Genomic DNA, 22,390 nt, shown 5'->3' on the forward strand with positions numbered 1-22,390 from the left:
TTGCCTTTCCAATCGACCCTGCCGTTCGATGCCGCAGCCGATGTCGCCGATATGCTCGCGCATGTGCGCGACCTTCCCGCACGCCCGGGCCACTGGGACGAGCTGCTCGACGCCGCGGGCGCTATCCGCGCCCCCTGGCGGCGCTTTTTCGGCCTGCTCGGCGAAGAGGGCGTAGCGGGCCTCGATCAAATGGGGGCGGCCGTCGCGCGCCAGGTGCGCGACAACGAGATCACCTACAACGTCTACGCCGATAACGGCGAGCCGCGGCCGTGGGCGCTCGATCTGCTGCCGTTCATCGTCGATGAAGACGAGTGGGCCGTCATCGAGCGTGGCGTCGTGCAGCGCGCGCGGCTGCTCGAAGCGCTCGTCGCCGACATTTATGGCCAGCAGACGCTGCTGGCGCAGGGTCTGTTGCCGCCGGCGCTCGTGTTCGGGCATCCGGGTTACCTGCGCGCGATGAAGGGCTATCTGCCGCCGGGCGGCCGGTACTTGCAGATCGTGGCCGTCGATCTTGCGCGCGCACCGGGCGGCGAATGGACGGTGACCGGGCATCGCACCCAGGCGCCATCGGGGCTCGGCTACGCGCTCGAAAACCGGCTCATCGTTTCCAGCCTCTTTGCGGAGCCGTTCCGCTCGCTCGGTGTCAGGCGGCTCGCGCCTTCTTATTCGCAACTGATTGCCACGCTTGCGCAGGCCGCGCGCGCGACGATGACCGATACCGAACGCCGGGCGCGGGCCGGCTCGCCGCATATCGCTCTGCTGAGCCCCGGGCCTTTCAGCGAGACCTACTTCGAGCACGCGTTTCTTGCGCGCTATCTCGGCTTGACGCTCGTGCAAGGCACCGACCTCACCGTGCGCGAGGACAAGCTTTATCTCAAAACGCTAGCGGGCCTGGAGCGTGTGCACGGCGTGCTGCGGCGGCTCGACGACAGCTTTTGCGATCCGGTCGAGTTGCGGGCCGAATCCTCGATCGGCGTGCCGGGTCTGTTGCAGGTGATGCGGGCCGGCAATGTCGTGGTGTCGAACGTACCGGGCGCGGGCGTGGTCGAATCGGCGGCGTTGCACGGATTTTTGCCCGGCATTGCCAATGCGCTTTTCGGGGAGCCGCTCGCGCTGCCGAGCATCGCGACATGGTGGTGCGGCGAAGCGGCGGTGCGTGAGGACGCGTTCGCGAAGCTGACCGAGGGATGGCTCGTGCCGACCTGGGCGGGTGTCCCGCATCCGTCGTCGTCGGATTTCCCGCCGGGGCTTGCCGCGGGCGCGCAACGGCTCGGTGACTGGCGCGAGCGGATCGAACAAGCGCCCGACGCATTCACGATCCAGGCGCCGCTGCCGTATTCGTGCGCGCCGCGTTTCGAAGCGGGCACGCTGTGCCGCCGCCCGTGTGCGCTGCGCGTGTACGCGATCGCGGGGACGAATGGCCGCTGGCATGTGCTGCCCGGCGCATTCACGCGGCTGGCCGGCGAGCGACAGACCAGCGTGTCGATGCAATCGGGCGGCAGCAGCGTAGATACCTGGGTGCTTTCGAGCAAGCCCGGCTCGACGCTCTCGCTGCTGCCTTCGCCGATGACGCCTGGGGATTTCGCGCATCGGCACCGTACCGTATCGAGCCGTGCCGCGGAGAATCTCTTTTGGGCTGGCCGTTACAGCGAACGCGCCGAAAACAGCGTGCGGCTTTGCCGCCTGATTCTCGATTCGCTCGACAGTCTCGACTCGGACGATATGCTCGTCACGCTCGTCGAGCTCGCTTTGCGCTTTCAGTTGATTCCGGCCGTCGAGGCAGCCCGGCCCGATACGCGTCACGCGTTCGAGCGCCTGCTGGTGGCGAATCTGCACGAGCATTCGCAGGCAGCGAGCGTGGGCGAGGTGATCGCATCGCAGGCGCGCGCCTGCGGCGAGATTCGCGCGCGGCTGTCGAACGATCATTGGCGCACGATCCTCGCCGCGCGCAACGATTTTCGCGATGCGCTCCATGCGCTTGCGCTCGTGCCCGGCAGTGCCAGTGGCAGCGGGGGTACGAGCGCGAGCGGCATTCAGAGCGACGCCGCAGCCGGGTCGCGCGACGACACCATGCGTGCCGATCGCTACGAATCGTACGATCGCGTCGCGCTCACGCAGGCGCTCGAAACGCTGGCCATGCAGCTTTGCGCCATTAGCGGCGCGCAAGGCGATCGCATGGTGCGCGACGAAGCATGGCGGCTGCTGTTCGTCGGCCGTCACATCGAGCGCATGCTGGCCATGACCGCGTTCTTGCGGATTGTCGTCGAAACCGGCCAACTCGCCACGCCCGCCGGCTTCGATTTGTTGCTTCAGCTATTCGACAGCACGTTGACGTATCGCTCGCTTTATCCGGGCCGGCTCGAAGTGCCGGCTCTCGTCGACTTGCTGGTCGTCGATCCGACCAATCCGCGCGGGCTGTACGGCGTCTACGAACGGCTTGCGAAAAAGCTCGACGAGATTGCGGCCGCAGCGGGTGCGGCGAAACGCCGGCCTTTTGGCGAAGCGATGCCTGCCGTGACGTCGCTGCCGACGCTTGCGCGTCTGTGCGCGACCGACGCATCGGGCCGCTACGCGACGCTCGCCACGCTATGCGATGAACTTGCTGCGCACGTTGCCGCCGCATCGAACGAAATCTGCGCGCGTTACTTCAGCCATGCCGACGGCTCGGCCGCGGCGCGGGTGTTGTCATGACAGAGAGCGTCAAGCTGTCGGTATCGCACACGACGACGTATCGCTATTCCACGCCGGTCGAAACGGCGCAACACCTGGCCACGATCCATCCGCTCGAATGCGCGTGGCAAAGCGTCGTCTCGCACACGGTGCGCATCGAGCCCGTGCCGTCGTACGAGAGCGCTCGCATCGACTCGTTCGGCAACGAGGTGCGCTATTTCACGTTTGACGCGCCGCACGATTATTTGTCGGTGACGAGCGAATCGACCGTGGTGCTCTCACCCCGTTGGCAGGCGCTCGATGCCGAGGCCACGCCGCCGTGGGAGACGGTTCGAGAAGCGCTGCGCTACCGCGCGCTCGGCGCGTATCTGCCGGAAACGGAGTTTGTCTTCGCTTCGCCGAACATCGCGCTCGCCCCCGAGCTTGCCGCGTACGCATTACCGAGCTTCGCACCGGGCCGCCCGCTCGTCGCAGCGGCCATCGATCTGATGCATCGCATTCGCATGGATTTCGCTTACCAGCCGCAGGCCACCGAATTCGATACGCCCGCGTTGCGCGCATTCGATCTGCGCCAAGGTGTTTGCCAGGACTTCGCGCAAGTGATGATCGGCTGCTTGCGCTCGCTGGGTCTCGCCGCACGCTATGTGAGCGGCTATTTGCGCACGGTGCCCCCCGAGGGCACGCCGCGGCTCATTGGCGCCGATGCGTCGCATGCCTGGGCCTCGGTGTTCTGTCCCGGCACCGGATGGGTCGATCTCGACCCGACCAACGACGTGCTCGCTGACCTCGATCATGTCACGCTGGCCATCGGCCGCGACTACAGCGACGTGTCGTTGCTGCGCGGCATCATCCTCGGCGGCGGCGAGCATACCGTCGAGGTGGCGGTGCACGTCAGCGCTGAACCGTGATGTAACCGTGATTGCGGCGGGTCACCACGGTGACTTGTAGACGGGCTGCGCGGCAGGCAGACCGTTCGCCGCTGCCTTTGTCTTCTGCCCGTTGAACGAATCGCGATAGGCCGCCTGTGCGGCTTCTTGCGGCGTCGTGGCGGGCGCGGCAGCCGCGCCGTTTGCATCCGCTGCGCGCAATGGCCGGCGGCCTCCCGGCGGCAGCGGATCGTAGCCGTTGCCGCCGTTCGCGTTCGTGCCGCCAGACGGCACGCGCTCGGCTTTCATTAACTCTGTTTGCTGCGTTTCGTTCGCGTCGAGCGCGCTTTGATACGGGTCGCGATAGCCCCGCGGCGCCCCGAGCAACGACTGCTCGTCGCCGGCTCCGCGCAATTGGTTCGCCGCGGTTTGCGCGGCTGCATGGCGCTCGGCTCCGGTTGGGGGCGCATCGCCTGCGGCGCCGCCGCGAGCGGGTGCGCCGGCACGGGCATTCGCGCCGCCCGCGTTGCCCGGCGCCTGCTGCGCCGCCAGCGGCGAGGCCGCAACTAGCAGCAACGCCAGCACCGCGGCGTGCCAAGTACGTAACCAAGTCCGTGGCGTTGGTGCGAGACGAGGCTGAGCGCTAATCAAATCAAAATTCGGATCGAAATCGAACGGCATAGACACTGGCGAACTCCCGCCGCGCGATAGGCATCTATTCGCACGACTTGTCGATAAAAAGCAAAACGAAATGGCGTGACGTTCAGTCCATACTCGCGCCCGCACGCGGGCAGCAGCCGCCAAAATCGCGCCGCGAGCCGCCATCTGTGCGCCTGCCGACCCTCCGTCGTGCATGCCGCACTCGATAATCGTTGCAGGACGTCATCGATTCCAAATATCGCGAGGGCCATCAGGCGATGGAGCGCCATATTCAGCACGACGCATACGAGCAACCATTGCATGCGCCCGTTCAGGGCGGGGTGCGCGGCCGTGTCATTGACCTTTCGCGCGCTGGCAAGGGCAACTATGTCGCCAAGCGCGGCAGGCTCGTCGAGGCCGCCTGGTTCGTCATCGAGGCGTGCCTGATCAACAACAAGCTTGTGCCGAGTTCGATGGTGCGTGTGGCGCTGCTGCGCCTGTTCGGCGCGAAGATCGGCGTCGGCTGCCGATTCGTGCATCCGGTACGCGTGAAGGCGCCGTGGAACCTCGCGGTCGGCGACCACTGCTGGTTCGGGGTCGACGTATGGATTTACAACCAGGCGCCCATTCGCATCGGCTCGCATGTGTGCATTTCGCAAGGCACATTTCTGAGCGCGGGCTCACATGACATCGGCACGACGATGGACCTGCGCGTCGCGCCGATCGTTATCGAAGACGGCGTGTGGATCACATCGAAATGCGTCGTACAAATGGGCGTGACGATCGGGCGCTCCGCCGTCGTCACACCGCTTTCCGTGGTGCACCGCTCGCTCGAGCCAGAAGGGGTCTATGGCGGCAACCCTTGCCGCTTTTTGCGCAAGCGCTTTCCGGCATCTTGAGTTCAGCGGCGCGCCCTTCGGTAATCTGCAAAGCCAAAAATAAAAAACCAACAAACACATATTTCATCAGACCAGCGCGCGTGATCCGTTGGCTGCAAGCGGCGCGATGTTGGCTGACGTCACACATGCGCTAGCTCGAATATCAACAACAAAAAGGGGAAAACCATGTTTATCGATACACGTGCCGTCGACGAGGGCTATGTAGTCGAAACGACGGTTTGCGTTGTCGGCGCCGGGGTGGCCGGGATCACGCTTGCGCTCGAAATGAATCGAATGGGCATCGACACATGCCTGCTCGAAAGCGGCGGCTATCAGGCCGACGACGAGACGCGCGATCTGTATCGCGGGGAAAGCGCGGGCTTGCCGTACAGCTTTGCCGATGGCAGCCGCAGCCGTTTTCTGGGCGGCAGCAGCAATTGCTGGGGTGGATGGTGCCGGCCGCTCGATCCGTGGGATTTCGAAAAGCGCGAGTGGGTGCCCGCGAGCGGCTGGCCGTTCGGTCTCGAAACGCTCGCGCCTTATTACACGCGCACGCATGCGTGGCTCAAGCTCGGCCCGGACAATTTCGACCCGGCGTTTTGGGAGGCTGCGATCGGCCGCCCCGACGTACAGCGTATTCCATTCGTTACCGGCAAGGTGCGCGACACCATCGCGCAATTCAGTCCGCCGGCGCGATTCGGCAAGCTGTATCGCAAGGACCTCGAGCGTTCGCCTTTCGTGCGCGTGTTTCTTTATGCCAACGCCGTGAACATCGCGACCGATCACGATGCCGCGCGCGTGACCGGCATCGATGTCGCCACGTTGTCGGGCCGCCGCATCGTCGTTCGCGCAACGCACTATGTGCTCGCTGCGGGCGGCATCGAAAATGCACGGCTTTTGCTGGCTTCGAACCGCGTGCAGCCGGCCGGGCTCGGTAATGGACACGACATCGTCGGGCGCTATTTCATGGACCATCCGCGCATGATGTCGGCAAGCGTGCGCTTTTCGGATCGTTGGGCGCGCAACAAACTCTATGACATCAAATTTCACTATCAGAATGCTGCCGTCTCGGCGCAGGGCACGCGAATCTCCTCGCAACTGGCATTGACGCCCGAGGTGCTGCGGCGCGAGCAATTGCTCAATGCGCGCGTGTGGTTTTTTTCGACGTTTTACGGCGAAGGCAGCGAAGGTGCGGAAGCGCTGATTCGCTGCAAGCAAGCGCTGCTCAAAAAAGATCAGCCCGGCTGGCGCTTGCGTGATGACCTCGCGACGATGGCGGCGCATCCGCTCGATACGCTCGGCTTCGGTGTCACGCGGTTGTTGCAGCCCCGCGCGCTGATTACCGATGTGAAGCTGCAGGCCATCGTCGAAGCCGCGCCGAACCGCGACAGCCGCGTGACGCTGAGCCGCTCGCGAGACCGGCTCGGCATGCCGCGCGTGAAGGTTGCCTGGCGGCTCGATCCGCTCGTACAGCGCACGTTCGATCGCACGTTCGCGCTCGTGGCCGAGGAGTTGCGCGCGGGCGGCGTGGCGCAAATCCAGCTCGATGCGCCGCTCGAAGGGCGCGAGTGGCCCTCGTCGCTCGAGGGAACGTGGCACCACATGGGAACGACGCGTATGCATGATTCGCCGCGCGAAGGAGTCGTCGATCGGCACGGCAAGGTGCATGGCATCGACAATCTTCATATCGCCGGCAGTTCCGTGTTTCCGAGCGTCGGCGCAAACTTTCCGACCATCACGATTACTGCGCTGGCGTTGCGCATGGCCGAGCGGCTTGCGTCGTCGCTCGGCAAGCCTGATGCATTGGCAAGCAACGACGCGCGTGTGGGCAGCCATGCGGCGGGATCGGGCGCAGGCGTGGAGGCGCTGCCATTCGCGGCGGCGTCATTATCGAGCGTTAGGGAAGGGCCGATGCCGGCACCGCCGGCTGGTTGAAGCGAAAAGCGGCTGCACGAAAGCGGCGCAACGCGACGAACTGACGAAGCTACGAAGCTACGAAGAAGAAACCACCTGCGCGCCGCCGACCAAATAGGCGCGCTGCGCCGCGTCGGCTTCCAGCACATCGAGCAACTGATGCGTATGCGCCTCGACTGTGAACCGCGCTCGAAACGTCGCCGCTGCTTGCGCGCGCATGCGCGCGGCTTCGCGTTGATCGAAGGCGAACCAGCGCCGCAGATTGCGCTGCGTCCCATCAACGGTATCGGGCGCGACCAAGCCTGCCCCATCGGAGGCCACCTCGCGCCAGATATTGACCTTGTCGGAAATCAGCGCCGGCAATCCGCATGCAAGTGCCTCGACGACGGCAATGCCGAAGTTCTCCTGGTGCGAGCTGAGCGCAAAGGCGTCCGATGCGTAAAAGGCGCCCCACTTGAGGTTATCTCTCAGCATTCCAGCCCACGTGACCCGTGTACCGATGCCGGCACGCGTTACCTCATCGCGCAGCCGCGCGAGTTCGTCTTCGTCGCCGGGGCCCGCGAAGACAAGCTGTGCATCAGGTGCCGCCGCGGCTACGTTGGCAAACGCACGGATCAACAGATCGCATCCCTTCTTCGGATGAATCCGGCCAAGAAATAGAATCAACCGCTTGCCGGCGAGCGCGGGGAACGCCGCGAAAAATGCTGCGCGCAATGCAGTGGCGTCGGCTGGTGGCGGCGCGGTTCCATATGAGACCACGCGCTCGCTTGCGCGATAAAGCCAGAACGATTGGCGTGCGAGCACGCGCTCCTCTTCCGTCGTAAAGAGCACCGCGCGCGCATCGCGCAGCACGCGATATTCGGCCCACGGCCAGTACAGCCACTTTTTGAGGTGCTTGAGCGGATAGGTGCGTTTGAACCAGGGGTCGAGCATGCCGTGCGGGAACACGTAATACGGCACGCCAAGCCCACTCAGCGCTTGCCAGGCGGCAAAGCCGTGGTACTGCCAGAGCCCGTTGACGATCACCGCATCGAAGCGGCCCGCATGTTCGCGCAACCAGGGCGCGACCCGCGGCGTGCGCCCGTACTTGCCGCGCGCCGGACCCAGCGCGGTCACCGGCACCGGCAGCGCTGTTTGCGCGAGAAACGGTGCGGCCGGATCGTCGAGCGAAGCGGTTTCCACGCGATGACCAAGTGCCGCCAGCGCCAGCGCGCTTTGCCGCACACCTTCGGCGGGGCCACCGGCTTGAGGATCGAGCGTGGCTGTCAGGTGGAGGATTTTCATCGGAGGATCGGAAAACAACGGCGCAAAACAGGCATGACGGTGCTCAACGAGGCTCGATGCGCTCGTCGGGACGGCGCGGGGCGCCGGGCAAGGCGAGCGGCCGGCCGGCGCCACCCGGAGCGAATCCGGGCTCGCGACGGCCGCGCTCGTCGGTTGGTTGATGACGTGCCGCGGCCACTGTGCCTGCCACGTCCACCGGCTCTGCTGCGTGCGCATGCGGATCAAGCTGCGCTCGGGTGTGCGCCAGTCTCATCTGCGCACCGAGCCGTCGCAACTGCACATGCATTGCGACCATCAGCCCGAGCGACAGGCCGAACACGAGCCCGGAAAACCGCGGCCCGAGCGGATTGCCGCCGATCGACGTGGCCGGCAGCGCCGCGGTCAGCAAAATTGCACGACCCAGCACCGCTAGGTGAGGCACGTGCGGCATCGTCGTTCGCCATCGACGATAAGTCGCCGTGCAGCGATAAAGCGCGAAAAGAATCGCAAACGGCATGGCGATGCCGAACAACACGCCGCCCGCATAGAACTGATAGACCCAGAAATTGTGTCCCGCGGACCAGTCGTGGATCGCGTAAAAATCCTTCTCAGTCATCTGCCCTTTCAAGTCGGGCAAATAAGACGGCGAATACCGATAGTCGTGTCCATAGCCCATCCCGACCAGCGTCGACAGTGGCGTCGACGTGACTTGATCGTACTGATATTTCATTTCGGCCAGACGAGTAATCGTGGTCGGATCCTTGCCGGTGGTCGTTGCCGTCTCGGCGAAGAAGAGCCGTTGGGTCCAGTGCCCGGCCACCTCGGGGAAGAACGACGCTGCACCTATGGCCATCGCACCGAGCAAGATAGAGGCAAACGCTGCGCGCACGAGCGCGCGTACGAGATAGCGCAACGACGGCGCGCTCATCCACACGGCGAGCGCGAACAGGAGCGCAGTGCCGACAAGCAGCGAACGCGTGACGCTCAACAGCTCGATGACGACGGTGGACATGAACAGCGTCAGCGTCAGAAACGTGAAGCGCTTGGCGATGACGAACTCGTGCAGCAGCACGCCTTGCAGGCCAAGGAACGTCACCGACACGATGCGATAGCGCACGTCCTCGAGCGCCCCGCCGGTGGCCATGCCATAGACGAACGTGAAAGCAAGACAGACGACATTACTCCAGAAAATCGCCTTTTCGAACTGCTCCACGCGCGCTTCCTGCCAGGGGTGGCAGGCCACGATGAAGCCGATCTGAAACAGCACGAACGGCAGCACGACGCGCAGATATTGTCCGAACGGGTTGTCCTGAATCCACTGCGTGATGAGGCTGGCTGGCACGGCGAGCGCGATCGCGAGCCAGACCAGCGCGCGCAGGCTCGATCGGTCCGTCAAACGCGGCGCGATCAGCATCAGGATCGCGCCCGCGCCGAGCGTCGGCACGGCCAGCAGCACCTGTGCAAGATGGCTCGAGGTATCGCTGACGGCCTTGTAGTCCATCGCGAGCGGACAGACGAACAGCCAGATCCACAGGTTCGCGTAGCGGTTGTTGCGCGCGATCGGGTGTCCGGCAAGCGTCGACTGAGACTGATATTGATGCGGCACGGCTGCCATCGGGTGGGCTTCTCCCTCGTCGTTGTTGATCGCTGCTCGGGGCGGCGTGAGCGCCGCTGATGCATGGCTCGATGCAAGAAAGATGCAAGGGGCGCAGCTTGTCCTGCCGACTATAGCGCTGTGCGGCGGAATCGAAAGCGGTGCTGGCGGATAACGGCTATCGTTCGGCGCCCACGGGCGGATGAGCGCGCGCGAGTGTGGCGCGGTGCATACAGCGTGTCCGCGATCGCCGCGAAATTGGCGGGCGCGCATACCCGTGCCATCGGAACATCTGTGCCAAGCAATGTCATCGTGTGCCTCGCGCGCACACCGATCCGTGAAAAAAAGAGGTGATGCGATGAGCAATCTATTCGGGGGAGCCAATGCCGTCGTACGAAATCGAACGATCGAATTGGACTTCCTGCGCGGCATCGCGATTATCGCGGTGATGGGCTACCACTTTCATACGGTCGATACCGGCTTTAGCCTGATCCCGATCGTTCAATATCCGTTCACACATTTTGGCCGCGAAGGGGTGAACCTCTTCTTCACGTTAAGCGGCTTTCTGGTCGGCGGCCTTTTGCTGCGTCAGTACGCCGACACAGGTACCGTCGATGTGCGCCGCTTCATCATTCGACGCATCTTCAAGATCTGGCCCGCGTATTACGTGCTGATCGTCTTCCACCTGCTGGCCGGCCGCCATGCGCCGAGCACGTTCGCGGTGCAAAACCTGACCCATTTGCAGAATTATCTGGGCACATCGATTTCGCAAACGTGGAGTCTGGCGGTCGAAGAGCACTTCTATTTGCTGCTGCCGGCGCTGTTGTTGCTCTTCGCGCACTGGCGGCTACGGGCGAACGCGATTCTCGCGTGGTTGGGCCTGCTGTGCTTTGTGGTGCTCGTCGCGCGCTCGATCGCGGTCGCCAGCGGCGGGCTCGACGCCGCGTTCTTTCAGACGCAATACCGGATCGACAGCCTGCTGGCCGGCGTCATGCTCGCCGTGCTTTATTGGATGAAGCCCGAGCTTTATCGCCGCCTCGCGCAGAAAAAGAGCTTGCTGCTTGCGACCGTTGGCCTGCTCGTGGTGTGGCTTGCGTTCGCGACCCCGCGAGTCGCGCTCGACGAAAGCATTGGCTATACGATTCAATCGATTGGCTATGTGGCGCTGATCGTGCTGATGCTCGAGCACTCGGGCACGCTCGCGCACGCGGTGCTCTTTCGGGTGATTGCCTGGGTCGGCGTCTATTCGTACGGCATTTATCTGTGGCATTCGCTGGCCTTTGCGCCGGCCGACATCCTGATTACAAGAGCGACCGCGCTTGGCTTGCCGTCGCTCGTCATTTGGGCGATGGCGATCGCGTTTCAAATCGCAATTGCGATATCGCTTGGCTATGTGACGACACGGCTTGTCGAGTTTCCGTTCCTATTGCTGCGCAACGCGCTGTTCCCGGCACGGGACGTGGCGAGTGCGGCGCCTAGCGCGCCCGTGCCCGTGGTGCCGAAGCCGGCACCGAGCGTGTCGGCACCGGGCGGCGCAGTGGCGGCCTCAGCCAACGCCGTGCCGCCGCGCGTCGGCGGGCAGCCGTCATGACGTAGGTGTTGCAGGATGATGGCGGCGCCCGGTTCAACCCATCGCTTCTTGGAGCGTGCGCTTGAATTGCTCGAGTGTGTTGCGTTCGAGCAATTGCCCGTGCGCGGCCACGCCTTCTGTGCGGTTGCGCGCGAAGACCGCGTTGACGGCACCGATGATCGATGCCGGCTCGAGATCGTCGATGACCGGCCCCAAGCCTCCTCCACGACAGAACCAGCCGATCAAGCCGTCGGCCGTCGCAATGACGGGCTTGCCGAACCGATAGGCCTGCACCAGCACGCCGCTCATGCCGTAATGCCCCTTGTAGCCGAGCCAGACGACATCGCTTGCTGAAAAGAGATCGAGTTCCATCTCGTTCGTGATGAAGTGGTCGAGCACCACGGGCGTTGGCGAAAGGCGCGCCGCATGCGTGTGCAGGAATTCGCGCGTGTCGCCGTCCTGCTCGCCGGCGACGACAAGCGTCGGCGCGTCGTTCATCTGCGCGAGTGCGGCGACGAGCTCGCGTATGCCTTTGCGGTCGGTGATGGACCCATAGACGAGCAAGTGGCGGCCCGCCGACAAGCCGAGGCGCGCGCGGGCCGTTGCGGGCTCGTCGGCACGCGTGTCGGGAAACGGGTCGGCCAGATAACGCACGGCTGTGGCACGTTGTCCGAGCGCCTGTGCGCTCCATTCGGGCAATGTCGGGTCGATCGACAGCAGTGCACGCATACCCTTGGTGCGCACGGCCAGGCGGAACAAGCTCGATTTGATCGCGTTGGCCAGACGCCGATCTGGTGCCTTCACACCGACTTTTCGATGATGGAACGACGAGCGCATCGTAATGCCGAGCCACGGCGTCGTGCCGAACGGCGAACCGAGAAACGGCAGCGCGTACAGAAAATAATCGACGTAGGGCACGACGACGAGGGCAACGGGCTGAAACGGTGCAACGAGCCCGTAGGCGTAGCGAAAGTAGTGGTGGTGGCGGAGATAGGCGATGCGGTCGAGCCCGCCTCGTGAGGGTTCCGGCGGATCGACGAAGGCGATCTCGAGATCGCTGCGTGCTGCGCCCGCGATTTTGCGCGCGAGCCGATGATCCTCGTTGCGAGACTCGGTGACGATCAGGCACGGATAGCCCGCTTCGGTATAGGCCTCCGCGGCCCATTGCGCGTAGCGCCATCGATGCCCGGTGAAATTGGGCTCGATGATCAGCACGCTCTTGCGCACGCCCGCACGCGCCGATGCGTCGGGCGTTGCCATCGCAAGGGGTTCGGGAACGGTGTGTGCGTCGGGGGTGGGAATTGTGTTTGTCATCGTCTGCGCTTGCGGATTTCCGCGACCGGTGCTGTGCCGACTTCGAGAACACTAGCACCGCGCGCCGCACGTGAGCCGCCAATTTTGCTCAACGCGATGGCGGAAAAAGACAGGCGCTCAATTTCGTCTGGCGTAGACGGCCTACTAGATGGCGCGCCTTGCACCCGTCGAGCAGGTACTTTGTTCATCCATATTGTTCAATGACGCAGGTTTGGCCAACGTGAGCGCATCGTGGGGCAGGGCAGTGAGATCAAGCAGGTTGGCCGCGCTGTCGATGCGCGCCGGCTTCGGTACGAGTGCCGCGACCTGGGTGCTGTTGCAGCAGGTCGTCGTGCGCGGGCTCGTGGCCGTCAAGTTTTTAGCGATCGGCCGCATTCTGGGGCCGACGGCGATCGGCAGCGTCAGCGTGGCGCTGCTCGCGGTAGCTATTGCCGAGTCGCTTTCCGATACGGGGCTCGCGCAGGCCGTGATCCAGGGACACGAGGCGCCGAGCCGCGCGCAACTCGGCGCGGTCTGGACGACGCTCGTGGCGCGCGGCGCGCTCGTCGCGCTGCTGCTCGTCGTGCTCGCGCCGGTGATGGCCACGCAGTTTCATCTGCACGACGCGCTACTGCTGTTGCAGCTTGCGGCCGTGTTGCCGCTGATTCGCGGCGTCGCTTCGCCAGCGTATTTCGTGGTGCAGCGCGAGCGGCGTTTTCAGCACATCGCCGTGGTCGAGATTGCCGCGGCATTTGCCGACTGCGCGATCGGGCTCGTGCTGGCCCTCTCGGGTGCCGGTGCGTATTCGGTGCTGATCGGCATGGCCTTCGGCGAGGGGCTCAAAAGCACGCTGACATGGGCCACGATGCGCCCGCGCCCGCCGCTCGCACTGCGTTGGCACGGCATTGGGCACTACGTCGCGTTCTCGCGCTGGATTTGGGCGAGCAGCATCGTCAATCTCGTGCTCAACCAGTTCGACAAGATCGTCGTCGGCAAGATGCTCGGGCCGGCACAACTGGGCGCCTACCAGATGTCGTCGCGCTTGGCGCAGATGCTGCTCGCCGATGCGGCCATCGCGATGTCGCAGTATTTGTTTCCGACGTTTGCCGCGCATCACCGCAGCGATGCGGCGCGGGCCGCGCGGCTGTTCGAGCGCTATCTGTTATTGGCAGGTTGCGCTCTGGCATTGATTGTGTTGTTGCTGCGCTGGCTCGCAGCGCCGCTGTTTTCGCTCGTGCTCGGTCCGCAATGGATGCCGGCCGTGCCGCTCTTTCGCATCTTTGTCGTGAACATGGCGCTCGGTGCATTGATTGCCGTGCTCGTTTCGTATTTGCGTGCAGTCGGTGATGCGCGCGCGGCGGCGCAAGCGTCCGCGATGCAAGTGGCCGTCCTGTTTTTGGTCGTGCCGGCCGCCACGCATTACTGGGGGGTCACCGGCATTGCATGGGGCATGACGAGCGGGCTCGCCACCGCAGTGGTATGGATGCTCTATCGAACGGTGAGGGTTCGTTGATGCGGATTCTTCATCTCGTGCTCGCGCCGCGTCTGTCGGGCGCCGAAGTGCTCGCGAAAGACCTCGCCGTGCATCAGCGCTGCGGGGGCAACGACGTGTGCGTCACAGCGCTGCTGCCCGAGCATCCCGATTTCGACACATTGCGCCTGACGCTCGTGCAACACGACGTGCGGTGCCGTTTTCCGCTCAAGCGTTACGGTATGGCAGGCAAGCTCTGGCACCTGTATCAGGTGATCCGAACGATGCGCCCGGACGTCATCTTCGCGCATGCCACGATCCCGGCGTTCTACGTGCGTGCGTTGCCGATCGCCGCCCCGATCGTCTACATCATGCACTCGGCCACGAACGACTTCGAGCGACAGCTGTTCCGACGCGTGGAGCGCATTCTCTCGACGCGCGCCCGCGCCGTGGTGGGCGTGTCGCGCACCAACGTCGACGACTATATCGCGACGGTGGGCCGCCATCCGTTGATGATCGTCATTCCAAACGGGGTGGACCCGGCACGCTTTCACGATGTGCCGGATGCGTCCGGGGCCAACGGCACCGCCGCCGCAAATGCGCATGCGCGTGCGCCGCAGATCTTGCAGATCGGGCGATACACCGCGGTGAAAAATCAGCTTCAGACGGTTCGTGCGTTTGCACAGGTGCTCCGTGAGGTGCGCGAGGCGCGCCTCGCGCTGTGCGGTGTCATCGAGGATCGGGCTTATCACGCAGCCGTCATCGACCTTGTTGCCGAACTCGGACTGACCGAGTCGGTCGAGGTTGAAGGCCCGCGTCCCGACGTGTCGCGGCTGCTCGGCGAAGCGAGCGTTTTCGCGATGCCCTCGCATTCTGAGGGGCACAGCATCGCGTTTCTTGAAGCGCTGGCGTCCGGTATTCCGATGGTCGCGAGCACCATCGAGCCGTTTCGTTTCGCGCAAACGTTTCCGGGCGTCCAATTGGTCGACACCAACGACATCGACGCTTACGCCCGCGCATTGCTCGCGGCATTGACCGAGAGGCGCGTCGCGCGCGAACTGACGGGGCTGACGTTGCAAGACTCGGCCGAACGCTATCTGGCTATCGCGCACCAGGTGGTGCGTGAGCACATGGCTTCGTAATCCACGCTTAATTCAAGTTCGCTAAATAGCAAATTCAATCGCATTAGAGCATACATGCATTTTGATTTTATGCATTTCGTATGAGGCATTTTTTTTAGAATTTTTATCTCATTTTTTGACGCCACATTAGCGGGCGAATAAATCTGCCGCATGGCGGATGGTGTGCTGCGCCTAGCCGTCTTGCGGACTTGTCGACGAATATCCGATCAGAATTAAAGCCTACCGATATCGGTAGGGATAAGAATGCACTTTGATATCGAGTCTAGTCAATTTGAATTGATATCGAAGATGCGGGTAATCGCCGGAAACAAACCGGTTTCAGGCGGTGGTATTCATCGTGAATTAAGAAAAGGCGATAACAAATCATGAAGAGACAAGGGCTCTCCAGAAAATTTTCGATATGGGGCACACAAAACGGATGGGCGCCGCTGGCCACGGCGACGCTTTGCGCATTGCTGCTGGCCGGCTGTGGGGGCGATTCGTCGCCTGCTTCATCGGGTGGCGCGGCCAACGTGGCAGCGGTGGCGCCGAACGTTACTGCGCCGCCGCCTGACGAGCCGTTCAACGACAACACCGTCTATGGCGCCGGGCCGAACGACCAGCTCAAGAGTCCGAACGAGCGCATGGCCGTGTCGCATCACAAGCTGACGATGAACGGCAAAACGGTTACGTATACGGCCCGCGCCGGCCACCTCACGACGATCGACCCGAGCACCTCGAAGGCCAACGCGTCGATGTTCTACGTGTCGTACACGCTCGACAACCCGGACCCGAGCAAGCCGCGCCCGGTGACGTTCCTCTATAACGGCGGCCCTGGTTCCTCGGCGGTTTATTTGCTGCTCGGCTCGTTCGGCCCGAAGCGGATTCAATCGTCGTTCCCGAACTTCACGCCGCCGGCACCCTATAAGCTGCTCGATAACCCGGACAGCCTGCTCGATCGCACCGACCTGGTTTTCGTCAATCCGGTCGGCACCGGCTACTCGACGGCGATTGCGCCTTGGAAGAACAAGGACTTCTGGGGCGTCGATCAGGATGCGCGATCGATTGACCGATTCATTCAGCGTTACTTGTCGCTCTTTAACCGGTGGAATTCGCCGAAGTTCCTGTTTGGCGAGTCATACGGCACGCCGCGCAGCGCGGTCACCGCGTGGGTGCTGCATGAGGATGGCATCGAGCTCAACGGCATCACGTTGCTTTCGTCGATTCTCGATTATTCCAATGCGGCAAGCGCGATCGGGCTGTTCCCGACACTGGCAGCGGATGCGTTCTATCACAAGAAGACTGGCGTGACGCCCACGCCGACCGATCTCGCCGCCTACGTCCAGCAAGCGGTGAATTTCACGACGACCACGCTGATGCCGCGCGTTGAGCCGCCGAACCCGGCCGATGGCGGCTTCGTCAACACGCGTCTTGCGATGACCATGCCGCTTGCACGGCAAATGCAGCAATACATCGGCATCGATCCGGTCACGCTGATTCAGGACTACGGCAATCCGGCTGCGTTCGGCGACTTCTTCGGCAAGCTCGTGCCGGGCATCGCGATTGGGCAGTATGACGGGCGCGCAACGTCGATCAATACCGGCATCGGGCCGTTTATTTTGCCCAACGCCGGCAGCAATGATCCGTCGATCACGAACGTGGCCGGGGTCTATACGATCGAGTGGAACGAGTACCTGCACAATCAGCTCAAGTACACGTCGATTTCCGCGTTCACCGATCTGAACGACCAAGTCTTCAACAACTGGGATTTCAGCCACATCGATCCAACGGGCGCATCGAAGGGCGGCGGCAACACGCTCTATACGGCTGGCGACCTCGCGGCCACGATGACGCTGAACCCGGACTTGAAGGTGCTGTCGGCCAACGGCTACTTCGACGCGGTCACGCCTTTCTTCCAGACCGAGCTCACGCTTGGCGGGATGCCGATCGACCCGTCGCTGCAGTCGAATATCGCGATCAAGAATTACCCGTCGGGACATATGGTTTATCTCGATAACCCGTCGCGTACCGCAATGAAGGCCGATCTCGGCGCGTTCTACGACAGTGTCATGGCCGATCGCACTGCAGTGATGCGCGTGTTGCGCTTGCAGCGGCCGCCTGCGACTGTCAAACAGTGACTTCGCTCTGATGTAAAGCTGTGAGGTAAAGCGCTACCGCCGCGCATTCAGTTGCGCGTGCGGTAGCGTTGCCGCTTGTTCGGTGGCTGCGTTGGTTGCGTTGGCTGTGCTGGTTGCGGTGGTTTCGTCCATTCAGCTTATGACGAGCCGCACGCCGATCAGCACCAGCACGCCGGCCAGCACGTTGCGCAGCACCGCATCGGGCGAGCGTGCCGACAGATGGCTGCCGAGCGCGATGCCCGGCAGCGAGCCGATCAGCAGCGAAAGCAGCATCATCCAGTCGACGGTACCCAGTAGCCAGTGCCCCATGCCGGCGATCAGCGCAAGCGGCACGGCATGCGCGATATCGGAGCCGACGATGCGCGAAACCGGCAGCATCGGATAAAGCAGCAACAGCACCGTCACCCCGATCGCGCCGGCACCTACCGACGTCAGCGAGACGAGCACCCCCAGCACCGCCCCCGTCAAGACCGTCAGCGCAGTGATGCGAGCGGGCGTTGGCACGCCCCTCACGCGCGCGGCGAACTTTATCAATTGCGGGCGGAACACGAGCGCGAGCGAGGTAATCAGCAGTGCGGTGCCCAGCACGCGCTGCAAGACTGCCGTCGCGGCCGGCGAATGCAAGCCGTAGCGATGCAGCAGCCACAGCGTCAGCGCGGCAGCGGGCACGCTGCCTGCCGCGAGCCGGCCCGTGACGCGCCAGTCGACCGAGCCTTTCAGACCGTGCACGAGCGTGCCGGTCGCCTTCGTCGCGGCCGCGTAGAGCAGATCGGTGCCCACGGCCGTGGCCGGATGCACGCCGAATAGCAGCACGAGCAGCGGCGTCATCAACGAGCCGCCACCGACCCCTGTCAGGCCGACCAGAAATCCGACGGCGAGGCCGGATGCGGAATACAGCAGATCAATATGGGGCAGGGCCATTGTTCGTGTTGTGCTGTAGGCGGCCGCATCGGGTGACGAGCGGCACGAAAAATCAACGAAATGAGGCCGGGCTCGCGATGTTCGGACGCGGGCCCGGTAGCCTAAAAGACAGCCATTGTCGCAAAACTGGCGTGCCGACGCTCGTAGCGTCCGAGTAACGTTTCTTGGCGCGAGGCCGAAACGTGCTACAAGATGGCGAGCGCGCCCACCGGGGCGGGGGTTACTTTGGTGCGCAAGCGCGCTGCGTGTTCGGGGCGCACGCGTGCTCGGCGGGTGGGCGCCCGCGGTTGCGCGCTGACACGTTCGTCGCCCACAAGGACACCATGCGCATTTTCCAGTTGGTCCTTGCGCCGAGGCTATCCGGCGCCGAAATGCTGGTCAAAGGCATTGCGATCGATCACCAGCAACGCGGACACCACGTCTGTGTCGCTTCGCTATTGCCGGCGCATGGGGATTTTGCGCCCGCGGCCGGCGAGCTCGCGAGCCATCGCGTGACCTGTTTTTTTCCATCGCGCGAGTACGAAAAACTGGGCCGGCTGCTGTTTCTTTATCGTTCGATCCGGCGCTTCAAGCCCGACGTCATTTTCGCGCACGCCACCATTCCGGCGCTTTATGTTCGCGCATTGCCGTTGCGCGTGCCGATCGTATGGGTCATGCATTCCGGGGTCGACGATTTCAAGGACAACCGGTTGCAGCGCGCCGAGCGCATGTTGTCGCTGCGCGCGAAGGCGGTGATCGGTGTTTCGCAGAAAAACGTCGACGAATACGTGAGCGCTATTGGGCGGCATCCGTCGCTGATGGTCGTGCCGAATGGGGTCGATGCGGAGCGCTTTCGTCATCGAGCGCCCGTCGCGACGACAGCACCGGCGGGCAAGCCACATGACAGCAAAGGCGACGGCGCCCACCCGGACACCGACGCTGCGTGCCGCTTGCCGCGCCTCACGAAACGCATCGTGCAGATCGGGCGCTACATCGCCGAAAAAGGGCAGCTCGATACCTTGCGCGCATTCAAGCGCGTGCTGGATTTCGAACCGGACGCGCGGCTCTTGTTCTGCGGCGTCGTCGAAAACGCCGAATACCATCGCGCGTTGGGTGCGCTGGTCGACGAACTCGGGCTTGCCGAGTACGTCGACATTAAGCCGCCCCAGGCCAACGTGGCCGACATTCTCGCCGACTCGAGCGTGTTTGCGATGCCTTCGCGGTTCGAAGCGCACAGCATCGGCTTTCTCGAAGCACTTGCTTCGGGCATTCCGATCGTCGCCAACACGATTGGCGCCTTTACCTTTGCGCGAGGGTGGCCAGGCGTGAGCCTCATCGATACCTCCGATATCGAGCGCTACGCCCGCTCGCTCGCCGCGGCGCTCGACGCGCCGCGCGTGCAGCGCCCGCTCGACGGCCTCACGCTCGAGGACACCGCCGAGCGTTATCTCGCCATCGCCCGGGAGGTGATCGGGTAGGGGCCGACGACGGTCATTTCAACAAGTCGAGCCGCATCGTCTCCGAGTAACGGCCCGGCAGCGTACCCCATGGCGGCAACGGGCGCAGCGTGGGGCGTTGTGTACGGCTGCCGGTCGCCAGCGAATAGGCGCGCAACGCGGGCGCGCCGCCCGTGAAGTGAAAGTCGTCAAGAAGCGCATCGGTGCGTTCGAAGAGCACCAGGTTCGCGGGTGCCTTATCGCGTTCATCGTCGTGTCGGCCATCTTTGCCATCTCGGTCCGCCGACACGAGCGAGGGTCGCGCGTCGGTCCAGGCCACATCGCCTATCGTGCCGATATGCACGGGGGCGCCGAAGCGGCGGCCCGGGGCAAGCATCGAGACGTCGATGTTGGCATGGTCCGCGGCGTCGGGTTCGCGGGCCTGCAGCAGGATGAGCCCGTCGAGACCGCTCGCATCGACGCGCCCTGCCGCAATGCGGGTGAAGGCGGGTCTCGTTCCTGTGAGGATGTCGGTCCGATAGCGCAGTGCGAATCCGTGCCCCGAGCTCGGCAGTTGCGATAGCGCGAGCGTGGCGCCGTCGCGTTCCACTGCAATGAGGCCGGGATGCGCGGAGTCGAACACGTGCGCGGCAAAAAATTCGGTGGCGGGCACGAGCGGCGCCGCTTGCCGCCATAGCGCCGGTGCACGGGCGCTCGAGCCCTTGCTCGCCAGCAACCAGAGATCGAAGCCGGCGTCGTCTTGCGTGCGTTCGGCAACCACCACGTCAGTGCGGCCGTCGCCGTCGAAGTCGGCGGCGACATACTGTTGCGCGCGGCCGGGCGTGAGCGTTGGGCCGCTGCGGTACCACAGGATTGGCGCGGCGAACGCGTGTCCGGTGCTGGCGAGGCGCCAAAAGGCCGTGCCGCCGTTTTCGTCGGGCGCGATCGCCATCAAGTCGGTGCGCCCGTTGCCCTCGAAGTCGCCGAGCACGAAGCGCGTGCTATCGAAGCAAAGCGCTGAGCCGTGGCAACTCGGGGCAATCGCTTTCGCATCGAACGGTACCGGGCTCGCATACCAGCGCGTAGGATGCGTGCCGGGCGTGAGCGCGGTGACCCAAATATCGAAGCCGGGACCATCGGTGCGTCGCTGTACATAGACGGCGCTTGGATGACCCGTGCCGGTTACGTCGCCGTAAAGCGCCCCGGCCGTGCGTGTATCGGTCCATGGCGAGGCGGGGGCCGACGTCCAACGATAGGCCGTGGTGAGCGAGCGGCAGGCCGCGAGCGTCGGCTTTGCATCGCTTGCGCTTTCCCGTCCCGCTCCCTCGTCACCGAGACAATGATCGAGCGGCGTACGAACGATGCCGAAGTCCCACGGCGTGAAGCGCTGCGCGATATCGTCGGGCGCGCAGGGTTCCTCGACGAGCGCACCCGCGCGTTCGGCCACACATCGTCCGCTTAGCGCGCTCACGAGCGCCGCGTTGTGCGGATTGCCGGGATAGGACGGCAACGGCTGCCAGCGCCATGCGCGCGCGGCGCTGCTGTCACATGCGGCAAGGCGTACTTCGGGGCGTGCGTGCGGATCGGTCGGCTCATCGTTCCCGCTGTTTGCACTCAAGCACCGGCTCGTGTGCACATTGACGAGCGGCAGGGCGGGGGCCGAGCCCGCCGCTGCCGCTGTGGCGGCTACGCCCCGCTGTTCTCCGAATGCATAGCGCCGGGCGACCCAGTCGCCGTTCCATTCGTATTCGCCGAATACCTGCGCGATATCGCCGCCATCGATGGCGAAGTAGCTTGCCACCTGGTCGCGCTTGTCTTGCGTCGCCTCGGCCGACAGGTTGGCGGGCATGCCGGCCGTCACATAGGTGAAGTGATAGCGCAGCGGCACGTGCAAGCCCGCCGCGAGTGCCGCTGCGCGCGTGATGCGCGCGGCGTAGATGTGATCCGGATGCTCGAGGAATGCGACCGTATCGGGGTTCAGCGTATAGATGTGCGTGGCGCGCGCGAGGATGGCCTCGAGTGTGGCCGTCAGGGTAGTGCGATCGTAATGGGTCGCACCGCTGCCGTCGGCGTGCATCGGGTAGCTCGACAGTGTCTCGCCTTCGTCCCATAACAGGCCGAGCGGCACGCGTCCGCCGCGCACCTGCCCACCCGGCAGCCGCAATTCGAGCAATGTCACGCGCGGCATGGCGGCGAGCACCATGCGATGCACCGGTTTGCCGGCGATCGTCGCCGTGGTCTCGGCCCACACGTTGGGCACGCCGGCCATGCGGGCATAGGCTTGCCGTACGCCGCGCTCGCGCTTGAGCACATAGTCGAACGCCGAGCTGTTCGCACCGCCGATCAAATGCACGGTGACGACGCACCATCCTGCCCGCAGATGGTCACTGATGCCGGGGTTGACGAACAGCAGATCGTCGTCGAGATGGGCGACGACGGTGACGAGCGTGCCCTTGCTGCAATCGGCGGGTGCGACGGGTGCGGCCGTGGCGGCAGGTACGCTGGACGGCGCCGCAACGGCAGTCCCCGCGCAACTGACGACGAGGCACAAAAAGAAAAGGGCGAATGCGCCCGGCCATCGCGTTGCGTTTCGCATGCATAGCCTCCCTGGACGACGGCGCTCAGCCGCCGCCAGGA

The 22,390-nt window shown here is 64.1% G+C and carries 15 protein-coding genes; 9 read left to right on the forward strand and 6 right to left on the reverse strand.

Translation table 11 applies throughout. From position 1 onward, the window contains the following. Positions 1-2,691, forward strand: a complete 2,691-nt coding sequence (locus tag ACSQ20_RS04185; protein WP_436017726.1) for a circularly permuted type 2 ATP-grasp protein — start codon at positions 1-3, stop codon at positions 2,689-2,691. Continuing rightward, positions 2,688-3,578, forward strand: a complete 891-nt coding sequence (locus ACSQ20_RS04190) for a transglutaminase family protein (RefSeq protein WP_436017728.1) — start codon at positions 2,688-2,690, stop codon at positions 3,576-3,578. The genes ACSQ20_RS04185 and ACSQ20_RS04190 overlap by 4 nt, the downstream gene beginning before the upstream one ends. A 21-nt stretch (positions 3,579-3,599) precedes the next feature. Here the strand turns inward: ACSQ20_RS04190 and ACSQ20_RS04195 are convergent, their stop codons facing one another. Next, on the reverse strand, positions 3,600-4,223 hold the full coding sequence (locus tag ACSQ20_RS04195; RefSeq protein ID WP_436017730.1) for a hypothetical protein: 624 nt from the start codon (positions 4,221-4,223) through the stop codon (positions 3,600-3,602). 230 nt (positions 4,224-4,453) lie between these two features. Between ACSQ20_RS04195 and ACSQ20_RS04200 the strand changes: the two genes are divergently transcribed. Beyond that, entirely contained in the window at positions 4,454-5,074 is a 621-nt protein-coding gene (locus tag ACSQ20_RS04200; protein WP_436022907.1) for a putative colanic acid biosynthesis acetyltransferase, read from the forward strand. Between the two features lie 165 nt (positions 5,075-5,239). Next, on the forward strand, positions 5,240-6,988 hold the full coding sequence (locus ACSQ20_RS04205; protein WP_436017732.1) for an FAD-dependent oxidoreductase: 1,749 nt from the start codon (positions 5,240-5,242) through the stop codon (positions 6,986-6,988). Positions 6,989-7,045: 57 nt separating this feature from the next. On the opposite strand, the gene ACSQ20_RS04210 is transcribed toward ACSQ20_RS04205, so the two are convergent. Together ACSQ20_RS04210 and ACSQ20_RS04215 are read right to left on the reverse strand one after the other, a co-directional pair. Continuing rightward, the gene (locus ACSQ20_RS04210) at positions 7,046-8,251 is read right to left on the reverse strand and encodes a glycosyltransferase (RefSeq protein ID WP_436017734.1); all 1,206 of its coding nucleotides are present in this window, start codon (positions 8,249-8,251) and stop codon (positions 7,046-7,048) included. 43 nt (positions 8,252-8,294) lie between these two features. Next, the gene (locus ACSQ20_RS04215) at positions 8,295-9,845 is read right to left on the reverse strand and encodes a hypothetical protein (protein ID WP_436017736.1); all 1,551 of its coding nucleotides are present in this window, start codon (positions 9,843-9,845) and stop codon (positions 8,295-8,297) included. 337 nt (positions 9,846-10,182) lie between these two features. On the opposite strand from ACSQ20_RS04215, the gene ACSQ20_RS04220 reads away from it, so the two are divergent. Further along, positions 10,183-11,415, forward strand: coding sequence for an acyltransferase family protein (locus ACSQ20_RS04220; RefSeq protein WP_436017738.1), 1,233 nt, complete (start codon positions 10,183-10,185; stop codon positions 11,413-11,415). 33 nt (positions 11,416-11,448) lie between these two features. Here the strand turns inward: ACSQ20_RS04220 and ACSQ20_RS04225 are convergent, their stop codons facing one another. Continuing rightward, positions 11,449-12,654, reverse strand: a complete 1,206-nt coding sequence (locus ACSQ20_RS04225) for a glycosyltransferase (RefSeq protein ID WP_436022909.1) — start codon at positions 12,652-12,654, stop codon at positions 11,449-11,451. 298 nt (positions 12,655-12,952) lie between these two features. On the opposite strand from ACSQ20_RS04225, the gene ACSQ20_RS04230 reads away from it, so the two are divergent. From ACSQ20_RS04230 to ACSQ20_RS04240, 3 genes are all read left to right on the forward strand, one after another. Beyond that, positions 12,953-14,200 (forward strand): oligosaccharide flippase family protein, encoded by a 1,248-nt coding sequence (locus tag ACSQ20_RS04230; protein WP_436017740.1) that lies wholly within the window; start codon positions 12,953-12,955, stop codon positions 14,198-14,200. Beyond that, positions 14,200-15,300, forward strand: coding sequence for a glycosyltransferase family 4 protein (locus tag ACSQ20_RS04235; protein WP_436017742.1), 1,101 nt, complete (start codon positions 14,200-14,202; stop codon positions 15,298-15,300). The genes ACSQ20_RS04230 and ACSQ20_RS04235 overlap by 1 nt, the downstream gene beginning before the upstream one ends. Positions 15,301-15,665: 365 nt before the next feature. Beyond that, positions 15,666-17,417, forward strand: a complete 1,752-nt coding sequence (locus ACSQ20_RS04240) for a S10 family peptidase (protein ID WP_436017744.1) — start codon at positions 15,666-15,668, stop codon at positions 17,415-17,417. A gap of 132 nt (positions 17,418-17,549) precedes the next feature. Here the strand turns inward: ACSQ20_RS04240 and ACSQ20_RS04245 are convergent, their stop codons facing one another. Then, entirely contained in the window at positions 17,550-18,338 is a 789-nt protein-coding gene (locus ACSQ20_RS04245) for a sulfite exporter TauE/SafE family protein (RefSeq protein WP_436017746.1), read from the reverse strand. 323 nt (positions 18,339-18,661) lie between these two features. On the opposite strand from ACSQ20_RS04245, the gene ACSQ20_RS04250 reads away from it, so the two are divergent. Next, complete coding sequence (locus tag ACSQ20_RS04250; protein ID WP_436022911.1) at positions 18,662-19,795, forward strand: glycosyltransferase family 4 protein; 1,134 nt, start codon at positions 18,662-18,664, stop codon at positions 19,793-19,795. A 13-nt stretch (positions 19,796-19,808) separates the two neighbouring features. Here the strand turns inward: ACSQ20_RS04250 and ACSQ20_RS04255 are convergent, their stop codons facing one another. Further along, entirely contained in the window at positions 19,809-22,349 is a 2,541-nt protein-coding gene (locus tag ACSQ20_RS04255; protein ID WP_436017748.1) for a PIG-L family deacetylase, read from the reverse strand. Positions 22,350-22,390: the final 41 nt, after the last annotated feature.

The sequence above is a fragment of the Trinickia sp. LjRoot230 genome, from assembly GCF_964253315.1.
Taxonomy (GTDB): domain Bacteria; phylum Pseudomonadota; class Gammaproteobacteria; order Burkholderiales; family Burkholderiaceae; genus Trinickia.